At 66.9% G+C, this 20,011-nt stretch carries 31 protein-coding genes, 1 tRNA gene and 1 pseudogene; 26 read left to right on the top strand and 7 right to left on the bottom strand.

Annotated elements, in window-relative coordinates; genetic code table 11:
* From ACMGFE_RS10635 to ACMGFE_RS10615, 5 genes and pseudogenes are all read right to left on the bottom strand, one after another.
* A pseudogene (locus ACMGFE_RS10635) lies at nt 1–224 on the bottom strand (sugar ABC transporter permease); the annotation flags it as partial.
* 33 nt (nt 225–257) lie between these two features.
* On the bottom strand, nt 258–1,589 hold the full coding sequence (locus ACMGFE_RS10630; protein WP_436925128.1) for an ABC transporter substrate-binding protein: 1,332 nt from the start codon (nt 1,587–1,589) through the stop codon (nt 258–260).
* Between the two features lie 305 nt (nt 1,590–1,894).
* Nucleotides 1,895–3,055 (bottom strand): ABC transporter ATP-binding protein, encoded by a 1,161-nt coding sequence (locus ACMGFE_RS10625; protein ID WP_436925127.1) that lies wholly within the window; start codon nt 3,053–3,055, stop codon nt 1,895–1,897.
* Nucleotides 3,056–3,141: 86 nt separating this feature from the next.
* Complete coding sequence (locus tag ACMGFE_RS10620; protein WP_436925126.1) at nt 3,142–3,951, bottom strand: aldo/keto reductase; 810 nt, start codon at nt 3,949–3,951, stop codon at nt 3,142–3,144.
* A gap of 102 nt (nt 3,952–4,053) precedes the next feature.
* On the bottom strand, nt 4,054–4,866 hold the full coding sequence (locus ACMGFE_RS10615) for a hypothetical protein (protein WP_436925125.1): 813 nt from the start codon (nt 4,864–4,866) through the stop codon (nt 4,054–4,056).
* Nucleotides 4,867–5,050: 184 nt separating this feature from the next.
* On the opposite strand from ACMGFE_RS10615, the gene ACMGFE_RS10610 reads away from it, so the two are divergent.
* Nucleotides 5,051–5,230: a hypothetical protein gene (locus tag ACMGFE_RS10610; RefSeq protein ID WP_436925124.1), complete on the top strand. Its 180-nt coding sequence runs from the start codon at nt 5,051–5,053 to the stop codon at nt 5,228–5,230.
* A gap of 418 nt (nt 5,231–5,648) precedes the next feature.
* On the opposite strand, the gene ACMGFE_RS10605 is transcribed toward ACMGFE_RS10610, so the two are convergent.
* A tRNA-Gly gene (locus ACMGFE_RS10605) sits at nt 5,649–5,719 on the bottom strand.
* 173 nt (nt 5,720–5,892) lie between these two features.
* On the bottom strand, nt 5,893–6,498 hold the full coding sequence (locus tag ACMGFE_RS10600; RefSeq protein ID WP_436925123.1) for a hypothetical protein: 606 nt from the start codon (nt 6,496–6,498) through the stop codon (nt 5,893–5,895).
* A gap of 135 nt (nt 6,499–6,633) precedes the next feature.
* Here ACMGFE_RS10600 and ACMGFE_RS10595 point away from each other — a divergent pair, with 135 nt between their 5' ends.
* The 25 genes from ACMGFE_RS10595 to ACMGFE_RS10475 all read left to right on the top strand — a co-directional run bounded on the left by ACMGFE_RS10595 (nt 6,634) and on the right by ACMGFE_RS10475 (nt 20,009).
* Nucleotides 6,634–6,756, top strand: a complete 123-nt coding sequence (locus tag ACMGFE_RS10595) for a hypothetical protein (RefSeq protein WP_436925122.1) — start codon at nt 6,634–6,636, stop codon at nt 6,754–6,756.
* Nucleotides 6,757–6,993: 237 nt separating this feature from the next.
* Nucleotides 6,994–7,899: a putative RNA uridine N3 methyltransferase gene (locus tag ACMGFE_RS10590; protein ID WP_436925121.1), complete on the top strand. Its 906-nt coding sequence runs from the start codon at nt 6,994–6,996 to the stop codon at nt 7,897–7,899.
* Between the two features lie 5 nt (nt 7,900–7,904).
* On the top strand, nt 7,905–8,954 hold the full coding sequence (gene rpl3p / locus ACMGFE_RS10585; RefSeq protein WP_436925120.1) for a 50S ribosomal protein L3: 1,050 nt from the start codon (nt 7,905–7,907) through the stop codon (nt 8,952–8,954).
* Between the two features lie 3 nt (nt 8,955–8,957).
* The gene (rpl4p, locus tag ACMGFE_RS10580) at nt 8,958–9,701 is read left to right on the top strand and encodes a 50S ribosomal protein L4 (protein WP_436925119.1); all 744 of its coding nucleotides are present in this window, start codon (nt 8,958–8,960) and stop codon (nt 9,699–9,701) included.
* The gene (locus tag ACMGFE_RS10575) at nt 9,698–9,952 is read left to right on the top strand and encodes a 50S ribosomal protein L23 (RefSeq protein WP_436925118.1); all 255 of its coding nucleotides are present in this window, start codon (nt 9,698–9,700) and stop codon (nt 9,950–9,952) included. The genes rpl4p and ACMGFE_RS10575 overlap by 4 nt, the downstream gene beginning before the upstream one ends.
* 2 nt (nt 9,953–9,954) lie before the next feature.
* A complete protein-coding gene (locus ACMGFE_RS10570) occupies nt 9,955–10,674 on the top strand; it encodes a 50S ribosomal protein L2 (RefSeq protein ID WP_436925117.1) in 720 nt (239 codons plus the stop codon).
* Nucleotides 10,674–11,096, top strand: a complete 423-nt coding sequence (locus ACMGFE_RS10565) for a 30S ribosomal protein S19 (protein ID WP_436925116.1) — start codon at nt 10,674–10,676, stop codon at nt 11,094–11,096. The genes ACMGFE_RS10570 and ACMGFE_RS10565 overlap by 1 nt, the downstream gene beginning before the upstream one ends.
* Before the next feature lies 1 nt (nt 11,097).
* The gene (locus ACMGFE_RS10560) at nt 11,098–11,559 is read left to right on the top strand and encodes a 50S ribosomal protein L22 (RefSeq protein WP_436925115.1); all 462 of its coding nucleotides are present in this window, start codon (nt 11,098–11,100) and stop codon (nt 11,557–11,559) included.
* Nucleotides 11,559–12,635 carry a 30S ribosomal protein S3 gene (locus ACMGFE_RS10555; protein WP_436925114.1) on the top strand — a complete coding sequence of 359 codons (1,077 nt, stop codon included), beginning with the start codon at nt 11,559–11,561 and terminating at the stop codon, nt 12,633–12,635. The genes ACMGFE_RS10560 and ACMGFE_RS10555 overlap by 1 nt, the downstream gene beginning before the upstream one ends.
* The gene (gene rpmC / locus ACMGFE_RS10550; RefSeq protein WP_436925113.1) at nt 12,632–12,838 is read left to right on the top strand and encodes a 50S ribosomal protein L29; all 207 of its coding nucleotides are present in this window, start codon (nt 12,632–12,634) and stop codon (nt 12,836–12,838) included. The genes ACMGFE_RS10555 and rpmC overlap by 4 nt, the downstream gene beginning before the upstream one ends.
* A gap of 61 nt (nt 12,839–12,899) precedes the next feature.
* Nucleotides 12,900–13,214, top strand: a complete 315-nt coding sequence (locus ACMGFE_RS10545) for a ribonuclease P protein component 1 (protein WP_436925112.1) — start codon at nt 12,900–12,902, stop codon at nt 13,212–13,214.
* Nucleotides 13,205–13,531 carry a 30S ribosomal protein S17 gene (locus tag ACMGFE_RS10540; protein ID WP_436925111.1) on the top strand — a complete coding sequence of 109 codons (327 nt, stop codon included), beginning with the start codon at nt 13,205–13,207 and terminating at the stop codon, nt 13,529–13,531. Before ACMGFE_RS10545 ends, ACMGFE_RS10540 begins: the two co-directional genes overlap by 10 nt.
* Entirely contained in the window at nt 13,531–13,929 is a 399-nt protein-coding gene (locus tag ACMGFE_RS10535; protein WP_274324812.1) for a 50S ribosomal protein L14, read from the top strand. The genes ACMGFE_RS10540 and ACMGFE_RS10535 overlap by 1 nt, the downstream gene beginning before the upstream one ends.
* Complete coding sequence (gene rplX / locus ACMGFE_RS10530; protein WP_436925110.1) at nt 13,926–14,288, top strand: 50S ribosomal protein L24; 363 nt, start codon at nt 13,926–13,928, stop codon at nt 14,286–14,288. The genes ACMGFE_RS10535 and rplX overlap by 4 nt, the downstream gene beginning before the upstream one ends.
* Nucleotides 14,285–15,052, top strand: coding sequence for a 30S ribosomal protein S4e (locus ACMGFE_RS10525; protein ID WP_436925109.1), 768 nt, complete (start codon nt 14,285–14,287; stop codon nt 15,050–15,052). The genes rplX and ACMGFE_RS10525 overlap by 4 nt, the downstream gene beginning before the upstream one ends.
* Nucleotides 15,049–15,579: a 50S ribosomal protein L5 gene (locus ACMGFE_RS10520; protein WP_436925108.1), complete on the top strand. Its 531-nt coding sequence runs from the start codon at nt 15,049–15,051 to the stop codon at nt 15,577–15,579. Before ACMGFE_RS10525 ends, ACMGFE_RS10520 begins: the two co-directional genes overlap by 4 nt.
* The gene (locus ACMGFE_RS10515; protein ID WP_415381416.1) at nt 15,576–15,764 is read left to right on the top strand and encodes a 30S ribosomal protein S14; all 189 of its coding nucleotides are present in this window, start codon (nt 15,576–15,578) and stop codon (nt 15,762–15,764) included. The genes ACMGFE_RS10520 and ACMGFE_RS10515 overlap by 4 nt, the downstream gene beginning before the upstream one ends.
* A complete protein-coding gene (locus ACMGFE_RS10510) occupies nt 15,761–16,153 on the top strand; it encodes a 30S ribosomal protein S8 (protein ID WP_274324817.1) in 393 nt (130 codons plus the stop codon). Before ACMGFE_RS10515 ends, ACMGFE_RS10510 begins: the two co-directional genes overlap by 4 nt.
* 2 nt (nt 16,154–16,155) lie before the next feature.
* Nucleotides 16,156–16,692 (top strand): 50S ribosomal protein L6, encoded by a 537-nt coding sequence (locus tag ACMGFE_RS10505; RefSeq protein WP_436925107.1) that lies wholly within the window; start codon nt 16,156–16,158, stop codon nt 16,690–16,692.
* Nucleotides 16,692–17,432, top strand: a complete 741-nt coding sequence (locus ACMGFE_RS10500; RefSeq protein ID WP_436925106.1) for a 50S ribosomal protein L32e — start codon at nt 16,692–16,694, stop codon at nt 17,430–17,432. Before ACMGFE_RS10505 ends, ACMGFE_RS10500 begins: the two co-directional genes overlap by 1 nt.
* Nucleotides 17,425–17,862, top strand: a complete 438-nt coding sequence (locus ACMGFE_RS10495; RefSeq protein ID WP_436925105.1) for a 50S ribosomal protein L19e — start codon at nt 17,425–17,427, stop codon at nt 17,860–17,862. Before ACMGFE_RS10500 ends, ACMGFE_RS10495 begins: the two co-directional genes overlap by 8 nt.
* Nucleotides 17,862–18,422, top strand: coding sequence for a 50S ribosomal protein L18 (locus tag ACMGFE_RS10490; RefSeq protein ID WP_436925104.1), 561 nt, complete (start codon nt 17,862–17,864; stop codon nt 18,420–18,422). Before ACMGFE_RS10495 ends, ACMGFE_RS10490 begins: the two co-directional genes overlap by 1 nt.
* Nucleotides 18,419–19,051, top strand: coding sequence for a 30S ribosomal protein S5 (locus ACMGFE_RS10485; RefSeq protein ID WP_436925103.1), 633 nt, complete (start codon nt 18,419–18,421; stop codon nt 19,049–19,051). Before ACMGFE_RS10490 ends, ACMGFE_RS10485 begins: the two co-directional genes overlap by 4 nt.
* A complete protein-coding gene (rpmD, locus tag ACMGFE_RS10480) occupies nt 19,051–19,515 on the top strand; it encodes a 50S ribosomal protein L30 (protein WP_436925102.1) in 465 nt (154 codons plus the stop codon). The genes ACMGFE_RS10485 and rpmD overlap by 1 nt, the downstream gene beginning before the upstream one ends.
* Complete coding sequence (locus ACMGFE_RS10475; protein WP_436925101.1) at nt 19,512–20,009, top strand: uL15m family ribosomal protein; 498 nt, start codon at nt 19,512–19,514, stop codon at nt 20,007–20,009. The genes rpmD and ACMGFE_RS10475 overlap by 4 nt, the downstream gene beginning before the upstream one ends.
* The last annotated feature ends 2 nt before the right edge of the window (nt 20,010–20,011 follow it).

Genomic DNA, 20,011 nt, shown 5'->3' with positions numbered 1-20,011 from the left:
TCCGGCCCCTGGCCGAACCCCTCGTAGTCCGTAAAGGAGATCAGCGTGTTGTAGCCGATACCCCCGTAGACCCCCAGCCCCATGATCGAGAACGGAACGAACCAGTAGGGGAACGACCGGACGAAGTCGCTTTTCGAGTACACCCGGAGTTTCGTGCGCCAGTCGCGTTCCGCACCGCTGCCGACGCTCTGTGACCCGGAAACTGTGTCTTGAGAACCTGCCATAAATTAATGGGGTAGTGTGGTGTGCCGAGCCGCTCAGAAGACGTTCACAAGCTCTTCGGCCGTCGCCTCTGGGTCGTAGGGGCCCATGAAGTTCGAGGCGATGGCGTCTTTGCAGGCGCTGAGCTGGTCGGCGGTCCCCGCCAGCCCGTGGGCGAGCGTGGGCGGGAACTTCTCGAGGTTGTTCAGGTCCTCGACGTTGAGGCTGAGGAAGTCCGACAGGCGGCTGCCGTCGACGTCCGTGCGCAGCGGGATCGACCCTTTCAGGTTGTTGAACTCCACCTGGACGTCTTTCGTCCCCAGGAACTCACAGAAGATCTTCGCCTTGCGCGGGGCGTTGCCGTCCCGCGGGAACAGGAAGTTGTCGAGGTGCCAGACGTACATGTCGTCCGTCCCGGGGAACGCCACCCACCCCCAGTCCTCTTCGAACTCGAAGTCTTCTGTATTCCGATACATCCCGTAGGCCCAGTTGCCCATCGTGAAGAACGCGGCGTTGCCGGCGATGAGTTTGTCGTTGGCTTCGGGGAAGCTGATCGACGATTTATCGTCGTTCGAGTAGTTCTCGATGACGTTCTGCGTCTTCTCCAGGGCGCGGACGAGCGCTTCTTTGTCGCCGTCGCCGTTGATGAACGCGTCGTAGGCGTCGGCGCCTTCGGTCCCGAGGAAGAACTCGACGAAGTACTGCAGGTTCGCCCACGACCCGCGGGTGGTCATCGTCATCGGGACGGCGTCGGTGTTCTGGTCGACGGCGTCCAGCGCGTCGATGAACGCGTCGTAGGACGTCAGGCTCTCCGGGTCGACGCCCGCCTCTTCGAGCACGCTCACGTTGTAGAAGAGGTTGTTCAGCCGGTGCGAACCCAGCGCTATCGAGCGGTACTCGCCGTTGAGTTTGCTCGCTTCTCGGGCCTTGGGATGGATCGTCTCCGTGTAGTTGTTCTCTTCCCAGACGTCGGTGACGCTCATCAGCCGGCCGCCGTACTGCTCCATCGTCTTGCCCGGCCAGGACGCGAAGGCGTCCGGCGGGTTCCGGTTGGCCAGCCGGCGCGCGACCGTCGCGTTGAGGTTCTCGTTGGCGTCTCCGCCGATCGGCTTGATGTCGTGCTCGATGTCCGAGTGGCGCTCTTCGAACATGTCGACGAGTTTGCCGACTGCGGCGGCGCCGTCGCCGCCGGTCCAGCCGTGCAACGCCTCCATCGCGTTGTCCGTCATCGTCGGCGTTCCGCCGCCGTCGCCACCGTCGCCGCCGTCGCCGCCGTCGCCACCATCGCCGCCGTCGCCGCCGTCGCCACCATCGCCGTCGCCACCGTCACCGCCGCCGATACACCCTGCGACGAGTCCACCCACGCCGACGGATCCCACCTGAATCATCCGACGTCGAGTTAAATCCACTCTGTCACTGCCAGAACTGCCATCTTGCGGCATGCACTGACGTAATGAGTCTATCTACATAATTATTTGGGGGAGTACGTGATCGAATTCGAGCGGGATCGCGGGACGCAAATCGGACAGACGGAACCCGACAGGCGGGAAACGGACACAGATCGACCGATTTCGGGCCGGAAGAGTTTCGATCCGGAGAAAGCAGTCCGGTTACTTCAAGACAGGTGTCACGTCACCGAACCTGGCGCAAAATACCGCGTATGGTGACGTCACCGGCCGGTGACTGCGGCCAGTCAGGCCGACTGGGCGGTACCGATCTCTTCGACCCGTTCGACGTTGGTGAGTTCGCGGTTGTGGAGCGCCTCGCCGGTGACGCCGTCGAAGAGGTGGACGGCGTCACCGGGGAAGCGGACGCCCACCTCCTGGCCGGCCGAGAGGTAGCGCATCCCGTCGACCATTACGGTGAGTTCGGTGTCCTCGTCGCCGATCCGGAGGTGGACCGCGTTCTCGTCGCCGTGCGGTTCGACGACTTCGACCGTCGCGGGGACCACGTCGTCGGCTGCCGTCTCGTCGATCTCGTCGATGATCTCGATGCTCTCGGGTCGGATTCCCAGCGTGACCTCGGTGTGTCCTTCGACGTCCGCCGCGACCTCGGGCGAGAGGTCGTAGTCGAACCCGTCGCCGAGCAGCGTTCCGTCGTCGAACTCCGTGTCGAAGAAGTTCATCGCCGGTTCGCCGAGGAACCCGGCGACGAAGACGTTCGACGGCTCGTGGTAACACTGCATCGGCGTCCCGAGCTGCTGGAGTTCGCCGTCGTTGAGGATGGCGATGCGGTCACCCATCGTCATCGCCTCGGTCTGGTCGTGCGTGACGTACATCGTCGTCACGCCGAGGTCGTTCTGGAGCTGCTGGAGTTCGGTCCGCATCTGCGCGCGGAGCTTGGCGTCGAGATTCGAGAGCGGCTCGTCCAGCAGGAACACCTCCGGGCTGCGGACGATCGCCCGTCCGAGCGCGACCCGCTGTTGCTGGCCGCCCGAGAGGGCGTCGGGCTTGCGGTCCAGCAGCGGGGTGATGCCGAGCGTCTCCGCGGCGTCCTCGACAGTCTCGCGGATCTCGTCGTCGGACATGTCCGTCGACTCTTCGAGGCCGAAGGACATGTTCTCGCGGACGGTCATGTGCGGGTACAGCGCGTACGACTGGAACACCATCGCGATGTCCCGCTCCTGCGGGCGCTTGTCCTGGATCGGCTCGCCGCCGATCGATATCGTCCCGCTTGTCGGCGTGTCGAGCCCGGCGATCATCCGCAACGTCGTCGACTTCCCACACCCGGAGGGCCCCACGAGTACCACGAACTCCCCGTCCTCGATCTCCAGGTCGAGGTCGTTGACGGCGACGATTTCGTCGCCACCGTCGTCGAACACCTTCGTCGTCCCGCGCAGGGAGAGGTTTGCCATAGTTTAAGATGCGGATCTGTCGTAATATAAGCTTCGGCGGTTCCTGCCGGGAACAGCGATCGAGGTGTCGTGTTCCTGGTCGGCTCTCACTTCCAGGGGGCGCCCTCGCGGTCGACGAACCGCTCGCGTCTATCGACGGCGTCGATGCGCTCGACGTCTTCGGGGTCGAGCGTCAGGTCGGCCGCCGCGAGGTTGTCCTCCAGGTGGTCGGCCCCGGTCGCCTTCGGTACCGCGACGACGTTGTCGGGGTGGGTCACCCACGCGAGACACGCCTGGGCCGGCGAGACGCCGTGCTTCTCGGCGACGGCCTCGACGGCGGGTAGGTCCAACGCGTCGCCGCGGCCGAGCGGCGAGTACGCGACCAGGTAATAGTCGTGTTCCTGCGCGTGTGCGACGAGGTCGTCGCGGGGTAACATCGGGTGGCGCTCCACCTGGTTCGCTAACAGCGGCACGTCGAGCGCGTCCAGCGCCTCCGCGAGCAACTCGGTGTCGAAGTTCGAGACGCCGACGTAGCGGGCCAGCCCGTCGTCGACGAGGTCGCCGAACGCCGACAGCGTCTCCGCGGCGTCGTAGTTGCCGACCGGCCAGTGGACGTAGACGAGATCCAGCGCCTCCACGCCGAGCAGCGAGAGACTCTCCTCGATCCCGTCGTAGACCTCGTCGTAGGCCAGCCCCTCGGCCATCGGATGGAGCTTCGACGCCAGGAAGACGTCCTCGCGCGCGACGTCCGCCGCCGCGATGCCCTCACCGACGGCTTCCTCGTTCCCGTAGAACCGCGCCGTGTCGACGTGGCGATACCCCATCTCCAGGGCCGTCCGAACGGTCTCGGCGCACTGGTCCGGGTCTTCGTTCTGCCAGGTTCCGAGTCCGATCCGCGGGAGTTTCTCTGCCGTCATGACAGTGTCCAGCGGGCGAACGCTCGTAGTTCGTTCGGTACCGGCCGTCCGTGCGGGCGAACGCTCGTCCCGACGGACCAGTCACTCGGTCCGGTGGACCGGTCACTCTCCCTGGCGGGCGAGCGTCTCAGCGCGCGCCCTGTCGACCCAGTCGGGCCGCCGGACCGTCGTCGACCCGATGGCAGTGAGGCGGGCCTCGCGCGTCACCCGCACCGTCCGGTTGGTGAGCGTCGCGTCGTACGCGAGGCGCCACCGCGTGATCATGCCTTCGTCCGTGACCCGCACCGTCAGCGAGACGTTCCGCGGATCGGTCAGGTACGGCGGGCTGGGGAGCCGGTCGGGTTCGCGGAGGGACCGCCCGACGAGTCGCACGCCGTCGGGGCGGTCGACCACGGAGAGTTCGGTCGCCGCGAGCGTCCGCTCGATCAGCGGGAGCGACGTGAGATCGTCGGTCTGGTCGGTCCGCGACCACCCGTGGAACTGCGTCCGCTCGCTGAGGATCCGCCGGCTGGCGTAGACGCTCTCGTTGCCCCAGTACTCGATCGGCGCGGCGAACCGCCCCAGCGGGAACTCCTCGACGCGGTGGTCGATCCTCCCCGCGTAGGCGCCTTCGTCGTTCGCGATCCGCCGCGTCCGATTGGTGACCCACATCGTTCCGTTCGGCCCCGCGACCCGCTGGCGGCTGACGAACGTGTAGTTGGTCTCGTTCATCCGGCGCTCGTGCGTCTCGGCGACGACGTCCGCCGCCACGCCGTCTTTCCCGATCCCCGGTGGGTACTGCGCCCCGTCCGTCGGGACCGGCGCCGGCGTCACTGTCCCCCCGTCGGCCGAGTCGCTCCCACCGAGTCCGCCGCAGCCCGCGAGCGAGAGGAGCACCGCCAGTGCGACGGTGCGTGCCAAGCGATAGCACGCCATTACCGGAACTGGGAGCGCCGATAGCATAGTGCTGTCGGGGGTTGCCACGGGAATGCGTGTTCCGCCCCGGAACCGTACCGCCTCGTTGCGAGGTCCGGCCGAATTCCTGCGCGATGGCTCTGAGGTTCCCAAATTCGATAGTTAGACCGAAAGGTTAAGGCGGAATCTCGGATTGCGGGAGGATATGGTAGACGGACGTTACTCCCCCGGGGACGAAGAAGACGACACCCTTTCCAAACTCGAAACGGCACTCGAGGACGCGTCCAGCGTGGACCTGCGTGCAGCGATCGAGTCCGCTATCGACGAACGAAAGCGCGCGATCCGCCAGCAGTCCGAGGCGACGGTCCCCCAGCAGTCCGACTGAACGCTTCCGTCACGACCAGACCCGGTTTTCTCGGTCCAGTCCATCCTCACCGTCGACAGCGACGGTCTCGTCGTTCGGATCCTCGAACAGGCAGCGAATCGCTCACGGGAGTAAGCACATGCTACGCGGTGCTGACCGGGCAGTTCGCGAGAGAAGTGCGACGGGGGAGGGATTTGAACCTCGCCCAGACGTGCTCGCTCCCGCCGGTCGCTGCGCGCGACTGGTCTGGTTCAAATCCCCCTGCTGCATTCAATCTCGCACTGATGCGAGCGGCACGCGAAGCGGCCGCTCGCGGATTAGCGCTCGATAGAAGTGCGACGGGGGGGATTTGAACCACGGTCACTCTGCTTCGCTCCGTTCCCTACTTCAAATCCCCGACGACGATACGCGCCGCTCGCGAGTTTACGAGCGGCGAGAATGCGACGGGGGGGATTTGAACCCCCGTTAGGACCGTGGCAGGGTCCTGTGATACCACTACACCACCGTCGCGTACTAGGTCCGACGCCACCGGGCCGCTCCGGCGCGCCTACATCAATATCGACTGGCGGAAAGGGATAAAAGGCTTCCGAAACAGTCGAAGCGGCGCCCGTGACGGCCGCGCCCCCTGGCGATTTTCCCCGCGAATATCACGACCGACGCGCTCGCCGTTCGGTCCGCACGTCTCAGTCCCAGCACTCGACGACAGTCCCGTTCCGGAACAGGAACCGGTCCGTGAGGTAGTATTCCGCGGATTCGTGCGCGAGGTCCGCGTGCGGGAGCGGCGTCGGCGTATCGGTGCCCGTCGATCCCGGACAGGGAGCCCCGGTATACGAGGCGCGGGTCGTGACCTCCCCGGAGAACCCGTTCTCGACGGCCGCCACCGCGCTCTCGGTGACGGACGCGTCCAGGTATTTGAGGCACTCGCCGTCCGCCGCGAGGTCGGCCAGCCGCCGATTGTACCGATACGCGGCCTCGTATTCCTCCACGAACGTCTTCGCGGACGACTTCTCGATCGCCGCTGGCTTCTCGGGGTACGCCCTCGGATCCGGGAGCCCGTCTCCCGTCGACGGCCGCGGCGGCGCGACTGCCTCACACTCTCCGGGTGCCGGCGTCTCGACGTCGGGAACGGTCGCCGTCTCCGTGGGGGGAGTGCCCGTCGCGGTCGCGGTGTCCGACCGCGGTCCCGACGCCGTTCCGGCCGGGGTGGATTCGCCGTCGTCCGAGAGACAGCCGATGACGCCGGCGCTTGCGACGGTTCCGACGAGCGCGAGGCAGCTGCGCCGATCCATGTCCGGTCCTGTGGGCGCTCGGTATAAATCCCTTCTAGAGGCTCAAAGAGCCGTCACATCGTCCGACCGGTCGGAGTCGGTCGAGCGGAGTGGACACCAGCCTTTTCCGGCTGGCGAACCCTTCTTTCAGGCGTTATGCCCGGCGATCCGATTCAGTGCCCCGTCTGTGGATGGACCGGCCAGCCGAACGACCTCGCCGCCGGGGAGGGACGCGGCGCCTGCCCGGTCTGCGACGAGAGCATCCCCGACCGCGGCTGAGGAACTCGACCGCCGCGGCGCGCGCGACCGTCCAGTTGCGGCGACTGTCACACACTCGATCAGTGGCCGGGAACGAAGCGGTGACCGCTCGACGAGTATCCCGCCGTGACGGACGGTACGTGTGTGAATGGGACGCGTGTGAACGGTTCTCGACGCGCGCGTGAAGCGCGCTATTTTTAAGGGTGGGATGGAGAAGTATCGCTACAGTCTAGTGGCGCGGCGTGGAAGCGTCACGGCATGACCACTAGCGTGCTCGTGCCGGCGTCCCTCACCCGGGAAGCCGAGGACAAACGCGAGGCGACTCGCAAGATCGGTTACGTGGCCAGGGCGGCCACGGTGTTCCGGGTTGACCGTCTCACGGTCTATGCCGACCCAGACGGGGTCGAGAAGCGAGGTGCCGGGTTCGTCGAAACGGTGTTGCGGTACGCCGCCACACCCCCCTATCTCCGAAAGGAGGTATGGGACAGGCGGGACGAACTGGAGTACGCTGGGGTCCTGCCGGCGCTCCGCGTGCGTTCACGGACCGGCTCCGGTTCGGACGAATCGGGGTCGTTAAGACAGGGAATCGTGACCGAGGTCGGTGCTGATGGACGCGTACGGGTCAATTGCGGACTGCAACACCCAATCTCTCTCCCCGTGCCCTCCGACATGGAGGTCGGCGAGGGGGAGCGCGTCTCCGTCAGGGTCTCTTCGCGACGACCGGTTCGGGCGAAACTCGTCGACGAGCCCGCGGCAGGGTTCGTCGTCGACGCCGCGAACCTCGACGACGCGCTCGCGCGGCCCGACGCCGGGCTGACCATCGCGGCCTCTCGCTACGGCGAGGAGCTGACCGTCACGAAGCTCGACCAGCTGGTCGAACGGCTTCGTGGCGGCGATGGTCCCGGCGGCGGGACGGGCGGATCCGACGACACTGATGCATCCGACGACGAATCGGCGCCCCTGGGTGACCTCACGGTCGCCTTCGGCGCGCCGGAGCGGGGACTGCCCGCGATACTCGACGAGGACCCGGACACCGTCGCGGCGGAGACAGGCGACGAAAGGTTCGACCTCTGGCTCAACACGGTCCCAGACCAGGGCAGCGATGTCGTGCGAACGGAGGAAGCGGTGTTCGCCACGCTCGCGCCCCTCAGACTGACGAGGTAAGACAAATGCCAGGAAAGCACAGACCACGCAAAGGCTCGCTGGGCTTCGGCCCGCGTACGCGAGCGGCTAGTGAGACTCCGCGCTTCAACTCGTGGCCCGACGACGAGGGCCAGCCGGGTCTCCAGGGCTTCGCCGGATACAAGGCCGGCATGACACACGTCGTGCTGATCAACGACGAGCCCGACTCCCCCCGCGAGGGGATGGAGACGACCGTCCCGGTGACGGTCGTCGAGACGCCGCCGATGCGCGCGGTCGCGCTCCGAGCCTACGAAGACACGCCGTACGGCCAGCGACCCCTCACGGAAGTGTGGGCCGACGAGTTCCACGACGAACTCGACCGGGCCCTCGACGTGCCGGAGGGACACGACGCTGACGCCGCAGAGGAACAGATCCGACAAGCACACGACGACGGCGACCTCGGGGACGTGCGCGTCATCACGCACACCGTCCCGAGCGAGGTCCCCGGCGTCCCGCGCAAGAAGCCCGACGTCATGGAGACCCGGGTCGGCGGCGGCTCGCTCGACGAGCGCCTCGACTTCGGGCTCGACCTCGTCGCCGACGGCGGCGAGCACGCCATGAACGACGTCTTCCGCGCCGGCGAGTACGCCGACGTGGCCGCCGTCACCAAGGGCAAAGGGACGCAGGGTCCCGTCAAGCGGTGGGGCGTCCAGAAGCGGAAGGGCAAACACGCCCGCCAGGGCTGGCGCCGACGCATCGGCAACCTCGGCCCGTGGAACCCCTCGCGAGTGCGCTCGACGGTCCCCCAGCAGGGGCAGACCGGCTACCACCAGCGCACGGAACTCAACAAACGACTCATCGACATCGGCGAGGGGTCGGAGCCGACCGTCGAGGGCGGCTTCGTCAACTACGGCGAGGTCGACGGGCCGTACACGCTCGTCAAGGGCTCGGTGCCCGGTCCGGACCAGCGCGTCGTGCGCTTCCGACCGGCCGTCCGACCCAACGACCAGCCGCGCCTCGACCCCGAGGTCCGGTACGTCTCGACCCAGTCCAACCAGGGCGGTCGAGGCCGAGCCGCGACATCACAGGAGGACTAACGCATGGAAACGACAGTACTGGACCTGGACGGCGACGACGCCGGGGGCATCGACCTCCCGGAGGTCTTCGAGACGGCCTACCGACCGGACGTGATCCGGCGGGCCGTCCAAGCCGCACAGGCCAACAGAAAGCAGGACTACGGCAGCGACGACTACGCAGGGATGCGCACGCCCGCCGAGTCTCAGGGCAGTGGCCGCGGCATGGCTCACGTGCCCCGAGAGAACGGGCAGGGGCGGCGCGTTCCCCAGACCGTCGGCGGTCGCCGTGCACACCCGCCGAAAGAAGAGAAGGACCGCGGGCTCGACATCAACACGAAAGAGCGCAAGCTCGCCGTCCGCTCGGCCATCGCGGCCACCGCGGACGGAGACGTCGTCGCGGAGCGCGGACACGAGTTCGCGGACGACGTCGTGCTCCCGCTGGTCGTCTCCGACGACTTCGAGGACCTCGTGAAGACCCAGGAGGTCGTCGACGTGCTGGAGACGCTCGGCGTCGACGACGACGTCGAGCGCGCCGAGGAAGCGACGGTCCGAGCCGGTCGCGGGACGACCCGCGGTCGGAAGTACCAGCGCGCCACGTCGATCCTCTTCGTGACGAGCGAGGAGCCGTCGAAGGCCGCTCGGAACCTCGCGGGCGCGGACGTGACGACCGCGCGCGAGGTCAACGCGGAAGACCTGGCGCCCGGCGGCGAAGCCGGTCGCCTCACGGTCTGGACCGAATCCGCCGTCGAGGAGGTGGCCGACCGATGAACTCGGTCATCAAGCACCCGACGATGACGGAGAAGGCGATGGACGACCTGGACTTCCAGAACAAGCTCCAGTTCGTCGTCGACAGTAGCGCGAGCAAGCCGGAGATCGCCGACGCGGTCGCCGAGCAGTTCGACGTGACCGTCGTCGACGTGACGACGCAGGTCCGACCCGACGGCGAGAAGAAGGCGTACGTCAAACTCTCCGAAGACGACGAGGCCGAAGACGTGGCCTCGAGGATCGGGGTGTTCTAACAATGGGACGACGAATCCAGGGGCAGCGACGCGGGCGCGGGACGTCCACGTTCCGAGCGCCGTCGCACCGCTACAAGGCAGAGCTCTCGCACCGCACCGTCGAGGAAGGCGACATGATCGCCGGGACGGTCGTGGACATCGAGCACGACCCCGCTCGCTCGGCGCCCATCGCGGCCATCGAGTTCGAGGACGGCGACCAGCGCCTCGTCCTCGCGCCCGAAGGCGTGGGCGTGGGCGACGAGATCCAGGTCGGCGTCAGCGCCGAGATCGCGCCCGGGAACACGCTCCCGCTCGCCGAGATCCCCGAGGGGATCCCGGTGTGCAACGTCGAGGCCAACCCCGGCGACGGCGGGAAGTTCGCCCGCGCGTCGGGCGTCAACGCGCAGCTGCTCACCCACGACCGCAAGGTCGCGGTCGTGAAGCTGCCGTCGGGCGAGATGAAGCGTCTCGACCCCGAGTGCCGGGCGACGATCGGCGTGGTGGCCGGCGGTGGCCGCACGGAGAAGCCGATGGTCAAGGCCGGCAACAAGCACCACAAGATGAAAGCGCGCGGCACGAAGTGGCCGAACGTTCGCGGTGTGGCCATGAACGCCGTCGACCACCCCTTCGGTGGGGGCGGTCGCCAGCACCCCGGCAAGCCCAAATCCGTCTCGCGGAACGCTCCGCCGGGCCGGAAGGTCGGGGACATCTCCTCGCGCCGCACGGGCCGAGGTGGTAACTGATGAGTTCGGAATACCAGATCGGCCACGAAGGTGAGTTCACCTACCGTGGTCACACGCTCGACGAGCTGCAGGACATGGAGCTCGAAGAAGTCGCGGAACTGCTGCCCGCTCGACAGCGGCGAAGTATCACGCGTGGCCTCTCGGTCGAGAAGCAGAAGCTGCTCGACGAGGCGCGCGAAGCAGGCGAAGAAGAGACGGCCAACGACCCGATCCGGACGCATCTGCGCGACATGCCGATCGTCCCGGAGATGGTCGGGCTGACCTTCGCCGTCTACACCGGTCAGAGCTTCGAGCGCGTCAAGGTCGAGCCGGAGATGCTCGGCCACTACCTGGGCGAGTTCCAGCTGACACGCACGTCCGTCGAACACGGCCAGGCCGGCATCGGGGCCACGCGCTCCTCGAAGTTCGTACCGCTCAAATAACATGGGAATCAGCTACTCAGTCGACGCCGACCCGGAGACCACGGCGAAAGCGATGCTTCGGGAGCGTCAGATGAGCCACAAGCACAGCAAGGCCATCGCCCGCGAGATCAAGGGCAAGACGGCCGCCGACGCCGTCGAGTACCTGCAGGCGGTCATCGACGAGGAGCAGTCGGTGCCGTTCCGCCAGCACAACTCGGGCGTCGGTCATCGAAACGACATCGACGGCTGGGACGCCGGCCGCTACCCGGAGAAGGCCAGCAACGCCTTCCTCGACCTGCTCGAGAACGCCATCGGCAACGCCGACGAGCAGGGCTTCGACGGCGAGAACATGGAGATCATGCACGTCGCCGCCCACAAGGTCGGCGAACAGCAGGGTCGCAAGCCCCGCGCGATGGGTCGTGCGAGCCCCTGGAACACCATGCAGGTCGACGTCGAACTCGTCCTCGAGGAGGTCGAGGAATAATGGCCGACGAACAGCAGTTCATCGAGGACGGGCTCCAGCGGACCCAGATCGACGAGTTCTTCGGCGACGAACTCGGTCGAGCGGGCTACGGCGGCATGGAAGTCGCCAAGACCCCGATGGGTACCCAGATCGTCCTGAAAGCCGAGAAGCCCGGCATGGTCATCGGCAAGGGCGGGAAGAACATCCGCAAGATCACGACGGAACTCGAGGAGCGGTTCGACCTCGAGGACCCGCAGGTCGACGTCCAGGAAGTCGACGAGCCGGACCTCAACGCCCGGATCGTCGCCGACCGCCTGGCCAACGCCCTGGAACGCGGCTGGTACTTCCGCAAGGCCGGTCACACCACGATCGACCGGATCATGGAGGCCGGCGCGAAGGGCGCCGAGATCGTCCTCTCCGGGAAGGTCACCGGTGCGCGCTCGCGCGTGGAGAAGTTCAACCGCGGATACATCAAGCACAACGGCGAGCCCGCCGAGGACATCGTCGACCACGGTATCGGTACCGCGGTCATGAAGCTCGGCACCATCGGCGTGCAGGTGAAGATCATCCCGCCCGAGGCCGAACTCCCCGACGACTTCGAGGTCTACGAGGACATGGAAGTCGAGGACTACGTCGCGGACGTCTCCGACGAGAGCGTCGAAGAGCTCCTCGAAGGCGAACCCGACGAGGCGGAGGCCGAGCCGGTCACCGAGCCGGACGTCGACGACGAGGTCGACGAGGAAGTCGTCGAAGCCGTCGACGAGGCGCACGAAGAAGTCGAGCCCTCGGGCGACGACGCCCAGATGGTCGAAGAGGACGTCGAGGAAGAGCTCGACGACCTCGAAGAGGCCGTCGACGAGGAACTCGACGAGGACACCGAGGCGGAAGCCGAGGAACTCATGGACGAGATGGAGGAGGCCGACGAGGAGTCCGAGGCCGACGCCGACGAGGAGTCCGAGGCTGACGCCGACGAGGAGTCCGAGGCCGACGCCGACGAGGAGTCCGAGGCTGACACCGACGAGGAGTCCGACGCCGACGCGGCCGACGACGAATCGGACGCTGACGCCGACGCGGACGAGGAGGGTGACGACGAATGACCGTCCTCTACACCGAAGAGATCCGCGACATGACGCCCGCAGAGCGCGAGGCCGAGCTCGAAGAGCTCGAGACCGAGCTCCTGAACGACCGCGCGGTGAAGGCGGCCGGTGGCGCCCCGGAGAACCCGGGTCGCATCAAGGAGCTCCGGAAAGCGATCGCGCGGATCAAGACGGTCCAGCGGGAAGAGGGGGACCTCGAATGAGGTCCCGACAGCTGAGCGGCGTCAGCCGCGAAGCAGAAGGCGACCTCGAGGAGTCCGAATAATGCCGCTAACACCCGAGACGCTGCCGCGACACGAACTGGTCGGGCTGGAGGTCCGCGTTCGCGCGGGCGCCAACCCCGACCTGCTCAGTATCGAGGGGACAGTCGTCGCGGAGACGACGAAGACCCTCGGCATCGAGCGCGGGAGCGACGAGCCCCCGGCGGCGGGAGCGAATCGGGTGGCGACAGTCCCCAAGGAGGGGACGACCTTCGAGTTCGAACTCGCATCGGGCGAGGTCGTGACCGTCGAAGGACGCAGGCTGGTCGCACGGCCAGCACGCAGAACGGAGAAATCTGGTGATAGCAAATGGCGCTAGGATTGAACGTACAAGAACCCGACGCGGCCTGTGACGACGAGAACTGCCCGTTCCACGGCACCCTGAGTGTCCGCGGGCAGACGCTGGAAGGCACAGTCGCGTCGACAGACATGGACAAGACCGTCGTCGTCGAGCGAGAGTACGACGTGCCGGTGCCGAAATACGACCGCCTGATGAAACGGCGGAGCCGTGTTCCGGCCCACGCACCCGAGTGTCTCGACCTCGCCGAAGGCGATACTGTCACGATTGCAGAGTGTCGACCGCTCTCGAAGACGAAAAGCCACGTCGTTGTCTCTCGCGAGGGAGGTGACGACTGATGGAGGCGATGAAAGCAGACGTCACGCAGGGTCTGGAGAAGGGCTCGCTGATCACGTGTGCCGACAACACGGGCGCACGCGAGCTCAAGGTCATCTCCATCGCCGGCTACTCGGGAACGAAGAACCGCCACCCGAAGGCGGGTATCGGTGACAAGATCACCGTCTCGGTCACGAAAGGGACCCCGGAGATGCGGCGGCAGGTGCTGGAGGCGGTCGTCGTCCGCCAGCGCAAGCCGATCCGCCGCCCGGACGGCACCCGCGTGAAGTTCGAAGACAACGCGGCGGTCGTCGTCGACGACAACGAAGACCCCCGCGGGACCGAACTGAAAGGACCCATCGCCCGCGAAGTCGCGGAGCGATTCGGATCGGTCGCCTCGACGGCGACGATGATAGTATGAGCAAGCAACCACGCAAACAGCGAAACGACGACGCTTCCGCGGCGCTCCACGAGCGCCACGTGAAGGTTCGTGCCACGCTCGCGCCCGACCTGCGAGACGAGTACGGCCAGCGCAACGTCCGTGTCAACGAAGGCGACACGGTCGAGGTGCTGCGCGGCGACTTCGCCGGCGAGTCCGGCGAGGTCATCGACGTCGACCTGTCGGAGACGGCGGTCCGCGTCGAGGACGTGACGGTCGAGGCGGCCGACGGCGAGGAAGTCCCCCGCCCGGTCGACGCCTCGAACCTGCGCGTCACCGACCTGAACCTCGAGGACGACCTCCGCGAGGAGCGTCTCGAATCCGAGGAGGACAGCGCATGACGAAGCATCAGAAACGACTCTCGGTGCCGAACAGCTGGCCGATCGAACGCAAGACCGAGACGTTCACCGTCAAGGCCGACGCCGGCCCGCACGGCGAGGCGGGGGTTCCCCTGCTCATCGTCCTGCGCGACGTGCTCGGCTACGCGGACACCCGCAAGGAGGCCCGCTACGCCCTCAACCAGGACAGCGTCCTGATCAACGGCAAGGCGGTCTCCGACGAGGAGCGTCCGGTCGGGATGTTCGACATCCTGGCGTTCGTCGAGCGAGACGAGTACTACCGCGTGTTCCCCGGTCAGGGCGGCCGACTCGCCCTGACCCCGATCGACGAGGACGCGGCGGACTCGACGCTCGGCAAGATCGAGAACAAACAGCACGTCCCCGGCGGCGACGTCCAGCTCACGCTCCACGACGGGCAGACGCTGGTCGTCGACGAGGGCGCCCCCTACGACGGCGGCGACTCCGTGGTCGTCTCGAACGACGACGGCGAGATCGTCGCCCACTTCGAGTACGAAGAGGGCGCGCTGGTCACGGCCGTCGACGGCGCCCACGCCGGCGAGATCGGGACGGTCGAGACCATCCAGGTCACGCCCGGCAGCGCCGAGAACAACGTGCTCGTCGAGCAGGACGACGGCGAGGGCTTCGAGACGATCGAGAGCTACGTCGTCGTCATCGACGAGAACTTCACGAGCGACGACGACGAGGCCCCCGAGGACGTGACCGAGGAGGCCTCGGCCGACGTCGACGAGGGAGGTGACGGCGAATGAGCTCCGAGACCGCCGATTCGGAGTTCCACGAGATGCGCGAACCGCGCGTCGAGAAGGTCGTCGTCCACATGGGCGTCGGTGAGGGCGGTCGCGAACTCGCGGACGCCGAGGAGATCCTCGCCGACGTGGCGGGCCAGCAGCCGGTCCGCACGCAGGCGAAGGCGACGGTCGGCGAGTTCGGCCTCCGGCAGGGCGACCCGATCGGTGCGAAGGTCACGCTGCGCGACGAGGACGCCGACGAGTTCCTCCGAACGGCGCTTTCCCTGGCCGACCTGAGTCGGTCGCAGTTCGACGACACCGGCAACTTCAGCTTCGGCGTCGAGGAACACACCGACTTCCCGAGCCAGGAGTACGACCCGAACACCGGTATCTACGGCCTGGACGTGACGGTCAACCTGGTCCGGCCGGGCTACCGCGTGTCCAAGCGAGACAAGGCGTCCCGACAGATCCCGTCGAGTCACCGGCTCGACGTCGACGACGCGGTCGCGTTCGTCGAGGGGACGTTCGACGTGGAGGTCAGCGAATGAGCGAAAGCGAATCAGAGCCCGACGACGCAGAGACAGGCGAGCAGGTTGCAAAGCGGACAGGCCAGCTCGAGACCTGCCGGCGGTGCGGCCGCGAGCAGGGACTGGTCGGCAAGTACGACATCTGGCTGTGTCGACAGTGCTTCCGGGAAGTCTCCCGAAGCATGGGCTTCAGGAAGTATTCATGACAGGAAACGACCCACTCGCCAACGCGCTCTCGGGGATCGACAACGCCGAGAGCGTCGGGCATCTCGACCACGAGGTATCACCCGCCTCGAACGAGATCGGCAGCGTGCTCGAGGTCTTCTACGACCGCGGGTACATCGACGGGTTCACCTTCGTCGACGACGGCAAAGCCGGTCAGTTCGAGGTCGAACTGAAAGGAGCGATCAACGAATGTGGCCCGGTCCTGCCCCGCTATTCGGCGGGCGCCGACGAGTTCGAGAAGTGGGAGAAGCGATTCCTCCCCGCCCGTGACTACGGGACGCTCGTCGTCACGACCAGCCACGGGATCATGAGCCACTACGAGGCCCGCGAGGAGGGCATCGGTGGCCAGGTCATCGCGTACGTCTACTAACAATGCCACGCACAGAACTCGAAATTCCAGACGAGGTAAGCGCCGAGACGGACCACCTCGAACTCACAGTCGAGGGGCCCAACGGCAGCGTGACCCGGCGGCTCTGGTACCCCGACGTCTCGGTGTCGGTCGAGGACGGCTCGGTCGTCATCGAGAGCGACGCCGACGACGCGAAGACGATGTCGACGCTGGGGACCTTCGAGAGTCACGTCCGGAACATGTTCCACGGCGTGACCGACGGCTGGGAGTACGAGATGGAAGTCTTCTACTCCCACTTCCCGATGCAGGTCGACGTCGACGGCGAGGAAGTCGTCATCGAGAACTTCCTCGGCGAGCGCGCGCCGCGCCGCACGGAGATCCACGGCGACACCGAGGTGCAGGTCGAAGAGGAGCAGATCACCCTGCGCGGCCCCGACGTCGAAGCAGTCGGTCAGACCGCCGCGGACATCGAACAGCTCACCCGCGTCCCGGACAAGGACGTTCGCGTCTTCCAGGACGGGGTGTACATCACACAGAAACCGACTCGAGGTGACGCCTGATGGCAGACGACAATCAAGACACCGGCTCCGACGAGGAGCAGGGCGACGAGGAGTTCGAGACGCTCGAGGACATCAGCGGCGTCGGGCCCTCCCGCGCGGAGGACCTCGAGGAGGCCGGCTACGACACGGTCGACGACGTCCGCGGCGCCAGTCAGGAGGAGCTCGCCGACGTGGTGGGCAACGCCCTGGCGGCCCGCATCAAGGCGGACGTCGGCGGTCTCGAAGTCGCCGAAGAGACGGAGGCCGAGGTCGAAGAAGAGGAGACCGAGGCCGCCGAGGAACCGGCCGAAGACGTCGAGACCGAGATGCGCCCGCGCATCGAGGTCGACTTCGAGCCGGACCTCGACGAGAACACCGAGCGGCTGCTCAACCAGCGAGCGAGCACGAGCAAGCCGCAGTTCAACCGGCAGGACCACCACAAGAAAAAGCGCGTCTCCACGTCGTGGCGCAAGCCCCGTGGCCAGCTCTCGAAACAGCGGATCGGTATCAAGGGCAAGGGCGACACCGTCCAGGCGGGCTTCCGCTCGCCGACGGAGGTTCGCGGCCTGCACCCCTCGGGCTTCGAGGAAGTGCACGTGCACAACCTCGACGACCTCGAGGACGTCGACGGCGACACGCAGGCCGTCCGCATCGCCTCGAAAGTCGGCGGTCGCAAGCGCGAGCGCATCGAGGACGAGGCCGAGGACCGAGAGATCCGCGTGCTCAACCCCACCTACGAGGAGGTCGAAGTAGATGACTGACCTGAGCGCACAGAAGCGAATGGCCTCCGACGTCCTCGACGTCGGGAAGAACAAGATCTGGCTCGACCCCGAGCGACAGGGCGAGCTCGCGGACGCGATCACGCGCGAAGACATCCGCCAGCTCGTCGACGAAGGCGCCATCCGCGCCGAAGCGCCGAAGGGTAACTCGCGCGGTCGCGCGCGGGAGCGCCAGGAGAAACGCGCCTACGGTCACCAGAAGGGACAGGGGTCCCGGAAGGGGACGGCCGGCGGGCGCGAGAACGAGAAGGAGAAGTGGCAGTCGAAGATCCGCGCACAGCGGAACAAGCTCCGCGAGCTGCGCGACGACGGGACCATCTCGAAGTCGCGCTACCGCGAGCTCTACGACCGCGCGAGCGGCGGGGAGTTCGACAGCGTCGCGGACATCGAACGAACTTTGGAGGACAACTAATGGCGACAGGACCACGCTACACGGTGCCGATGCGGCGTCGCCGCGAGGCCCGGACCGATTACCATCAGAGGTTGCGCCTGCTGAAATCCGGTAAACCGCGCTTGGTCGCTCGCAAGAGCAACAAGCACGTCACGGCGCAGCTGGTCACGACCGGGACGAACGGCGACGAGACGGCCGCGAGCGCGCACTCCAGCGATCTCGAGGACTACGGCTGGGAAGGCCCGACGGGCAACATGCCCGCGGCCTACCTGACCGGGGTCCTCGCGGGGCTGCGCGCGAAGGAGGCCGGCCTCGACGAGGCCGTCCTCGACATCGGCCTCAACTCGCCGACGCCGGGTAGCAAAGTATTCGCAGTACAGGAAGGCGCAATCGACGCCGGACTCGACATTCCCCACAACGACAGCGTGCTCGCGGACTGGTCGCGCACGCGCGGCGAGCACATCGCCGAGTACGCCGAACAGCTCGACGACGGGCTGTACAGCGGGGAGTTCGACGCAACAGACCTACCGGAACACTTCGACGACATGCGAGAACAACTGCTGGAGGCGGATGAACTATGAGTAGCGGCTGGGAGCCGCGCACACGCCTGGGCAAGGCGGTGGCCGAGGGCGAGATCGACTCGATGCAGGACGCCCTCAACTCCGGCCTGCCCCTGAAAGAGCCCGAGATCGTCGACCAGCTCGTCCCCGGGCTGGAAGACGAGGTGCTGGACATCAACATGGTCCAGCGCATGACCGACTCCGGGCGACGCGTCAAGTTCCGCTGCGTGGTCGTCGTGGGCAACCGCGACGGCCTCGTCGGCTACGCGGAAGGGCGCGACGACCAGGTCGGCGGCGCCATCCAGAAGGCCATCGAGGTGGCGAAGCTGAACCTCATCGACGTCTCGCGGGGCTGCGGGTCCTGGGAGTGTGGCTGTGGGCGCGCCCACACCGTCGCGCTCCGGACGACCGGCAAGGCCGGCAGCGTCGAGGTCGAGCTCCAGCCCGCGCCGCGCGGGCTCGGACTGGCGGGCGGAGAGACCGTCCGGCACGTGCTCGAACTCGCGGGCATCGAGGACATCTGGACGCGCTCGTCGGGCAACACGCGCACGACGGTGAACTTCGCGAAGGCGACGTTCAACGCGCTCCAGAACACCGCGGAAGCCCGCGTCCCCCAGGAGACCTGGGAGAAGCGAGAGGTGATCGAGTGATGCAAGCGCTCGTACAGCTTCGCGGCGAAGTGAACATGAACCAGGACGTTCGGGACACGCTCGAGATGCTCAACGTCCACAGCGTGAACCACGCCACCTTCGTCCCCGAGACGGAGACCTACCGGGGCATGGTCACGAAGGTCAACGACTACGTGGCCTTCGGCGAGCCCAGCGTCGAGACGGTCGCGCTCCTCATCGAGCGCCGCGGCGAGCCCCTCGAGGGCGAGGCCGACATCGACGACTCGTGGGTCGTGGCGAACACCGACTACATGAGCGTCGAGGAACTCGCCGAGGCGCTGGTCGACGAGGAGACGACGCTCAAAGAGCAGGGGCTGGCGCCGACGCTGCGCCTGCACCCCCCGCGTGGCGGTCACGACGGGATCAAACACCCGACCAAGGAGGGCGGGGAGCTCGGGCGACACGACTCCGAGTCCATCGACGACCTCCTGGAGGCGATGCGATGACATCCAAGAAGAAACGACAGCGCGGCTCGCGCACGCACGGCGGCGGTTCCCACAAGAACCGCCGCGGCGCCGGCCACCGCGGCGGACGCGGCAACGCCGGGAGCCGCAAACACGAGATGCACAACCACGGCCCGTGGGACAAACACGGGTTCAAGCGACCGGACGACGTGCAGGACGACGTCGAAGCGATCGACGTTCGTCAGCTCGACGAGGACGCCGCGCTGCTGGCCGCGGAGGGCGTCGCCGACGAGGAAGGCGACGGCTTCCGCATCGACGCGCGCGACGTCGTCGAAGACGGCCACGAGGTCGACGTCGTGAAAGTGCTCGGCGGCGGCCAGGTCCGCAACGAGCTGCACCTGCTCGCCGACGACTTCTCCGAGGCCGCCGAAGAGAAGATCGAGGCGGCGGGCGGCAGCACGGAGCTGACGGTCACCGGGAAGGAGCGCGCCGAGCAAACCGACAAGGATACACCTGACGACGAAGACGACTCATAAAC

The sequence above is a fragment of the Halosimplex amylolyticum genome (assembly GCF_051414035.1).
GTDB classification, from domain to species: Archaea; Halobacteriota; Halobacteria; order Halobacteriales; family Haloarculaceae; genus Halosimplex; species Halosimplex amylolyticum.
The sequence above is the reverse complement of the archived record's forward strand: the minus strand, read 5'-3'. Positions and strand labels throughout refer to the sequence as shown.

What these genes read in the sequence shown, in the direction of transcription:
- rpmD (WP_436925102.1), top strand. Translation starts at nt 19,051, where the DNA reads ATGCAAGCGCTCGTACAGCTTCGCGGCGAAGTGAACATGAACCAGGAC.
- ACMGFE_RS10535 (WP_274324812.1), top strand. Translation starts at nt 13,531, where the DNA reads ATGGAGGCGATGAAAGCAGACGTCACGCAGGGTCTGGAGAAGGGCTCG.
- ACMGFE_RS10625 (WP_436925127.1), bottom strand. Translation starts at nt 3,055, where the DNA reads ATGGCAAACCTCTCCCTGCGCGGGACGACGAAGGTGTTCGACGACGGT.
- ACMGFE_RS10570 (WP_436925117.1), top strand. Translation starts at nt 9,955, where the DNA reads ATGGGACGACGAATCCAGGGGCAGCGACGCGGGCGCGGGACGTCCACG.
- ACMGFE_RS10600 (WP_436925123.1), bottom strand. Translation starts at nt 6,498, where the DNA reads ATGGATCGGCGCAGCTGCCTCGCGCTCGTCGGAACCGTCGCAAGCGCC.
- ACMGFE_RS10495 (WP_436925105.1), top strand. Translation starts at nt 17,425, where the DNA reads ATGACTGACCTGAGCGCACAGAAGCGAATGGCCTCCGACGTCCTCGAC.
- rpmC (WP_436925113.1), top strand. Translation starts at nt 12,632, where the DNA reads ATGACCGTCCTCTACACCGAAGAGATCCGCGACATGACGCCCGCAGAG.
- ACMGFE_RS10510 (WP_274324817.1), top strand. Translation starts at nt 15,761, where the DNA reads ATGACAGGAAACGACCCACTCGCCAACGCGCTCTCGGGGATCGACAAC.
- ACMGFE_RS10560 (WP_436925115.1), top strand. Translation starts at nt 11,098, where the DNA reads ATGGGAATCAGCTACTCAGTCGACGCCGACCCGGAGACCACGGCGAAA.
- ACMGFE_RS10575 (WP_436925118.1), top strand. Translation starts at nt 9,698, where the DNA reads ATGAACTCGGTCATCAAGCACCCGACGATGACGGAGAAGGCGATGGAC.
- ACMGFE_RS10595 (WP_436925122.1), top strand. Translation starts at nt 6,634, where the DNA reads ATGCCCGGCGATCCGATTCAGTGCCCCGTCTGTGGATGGACCGGCCAG.
- ACMGFE_RS10555 (WP_436925114.1), top strand. Translation starts at nt 11,559, where the DNA reads ATGGCCGACGAACAGCAGTTCATCGAGGACGGGCTCCAGCGGACCCAG.
- ACMGFE_RS10500 (WP_436925106.1), top strand. Translation starts at nt 16,692, where the DNA reads ATGGCAGACGACAATCAAGACACCGGCTCCGACGAGGAGCAGGGCGAC.
- ACMGFE_RS10520 (WP_436925108.1), top strand. Translation starts at nt 15,049, where the DNA reads ATGAGCTCCGAGACCGCCGATTCGGAGTTCCACGAGATGCGCGAACCG.
- ACMGFE_RS10475 (WP_436925101.1), top strand. Translation starts at nt 19,512, where the DNA reads ATGACATCCAAGAAGAAACGACAGCGCGGCTCGCGCACGCACGGCGGC.
- ACMGFE_RS10620 (WP_436925126.1), bottom strand. Translation starts at nt 3,951, where the DNA reads ATGACGGCAGAGAAACTCCCGCGGATCGGACTCGGAACCTGGCAGAAC.
- ACMGFE_RS10540 (WP_436925111.1), top strand. Translation starts at nt 13,205, where the DNA reads ATGGCGCTAGGATTGAACGTACAAGAACCCGACGCGGCCTGTGACGAC.
- rpl3p (WP_436925120.1), top strand. Translation starts at nt 7,905, where the DNA reads ATGCCAGGAAAGCACAGACCACGCAAAGGCTCGCTGGGCTTCGGCCCG.
- ACMGFE_RS10505 (WP_436925107.1), top strand. Translation starts at nt 16,156, where the DNA reads ATGCCACGCACAGAACTCGAAATTCCAGACGAGGTAAGCGCCGAGACG.
- ACMGFE_RS10515 (WP_415381416.1), top strand. Translation starts at nt 15,576, where the DNA reads ATGAGCGAAAGCGAATCAGAGCCCGACGACGCAGAGACAGGCGAGCAG.
- ACMGFE_RS10630 (WP_436925128.1), bottom strand. Translation starts at nt 1,589, where the DNA reads ATGATTCAGGTGGGATCCGTCGGCGTGGGTGGACTCGTCGCAGGGTGT.
- ACMGFE_RS10545 (WP_436925112.1), top strand. Translation starts at nt 12,900, where the DNA reads ATGCCGCTAACACCCGAGACGCTGCCGCGACACGAACTGGTCGGGCTG.
- ACMGFE_RS10565 (WP_436925116.1), top strand. Translation starts at nt 10,674, where the DNA reads ATGAGTTCGGAATACCAGATCGGCCACGAAGGTGAGTTCACCTACCGT.
- rplX (WP_436925110.1), top strand. Translation starts at nt 13,926, where the DNA reads ATGAGCAAGCAACCACGCAAACAGCGAAACGACGACGCTTCCGCGGCG.
- ACMGFE_RS10610 (WP_436925124.1), top strand. Translation starts at nt 5,051, where the DNA reads ATGGTAGACGGACGTTACTCCCCCGGGGACGAAGAAGACGACACCCTT.
- ACMGFE_RS10615 (WP_436925125.1), bottom strand. Translation starts at nt 4,866, where the DNA reads ATGGCGTGCTATCGCTTGGCACGCACCGTCGCACTGGCGGTGCTCCTC.
- ACMGFE_RS10490 (WP_436925104.1), top strand. Translation starts at nt 17,862, where the DNA reads ATGGCGACAGGACCACGCTACACGGTGCCGATGCGGCGTCGCCGCGAG.
- rpl4p (WP_436925119.1), top strand. Translation starts at nt 8,958, where the DNA reads ATGGAAACGACAGTACTGGACCTGGACGGCGACGACGCCGGGGGCATC.
- ACMGFE_RS10485 (WP_436925103.1), top strand. Translation starts at nt 18,419, where the DNA reads ATGAGTAGCGGCTGGGAGCCGCGCACACGCCTGGGCAAGGCGGTGGCC.
- ACMGFE_RS10590 (WP_436925121.1), top strand. Translation starts at nt 6,994, where the DNA reads ATGACCACTAGCGTGCTCGTGCCGGCGTCCCTCACCCGGGAAGCCGAG.
- ACMGFE_RS10525 (WP_436925109.1), top strand. Translation starts at nt 14,285, where the DNA reads ATGACGAAGCATCAGAAACGACTCTCGGTGCCGAACAGCTGGCCGATC.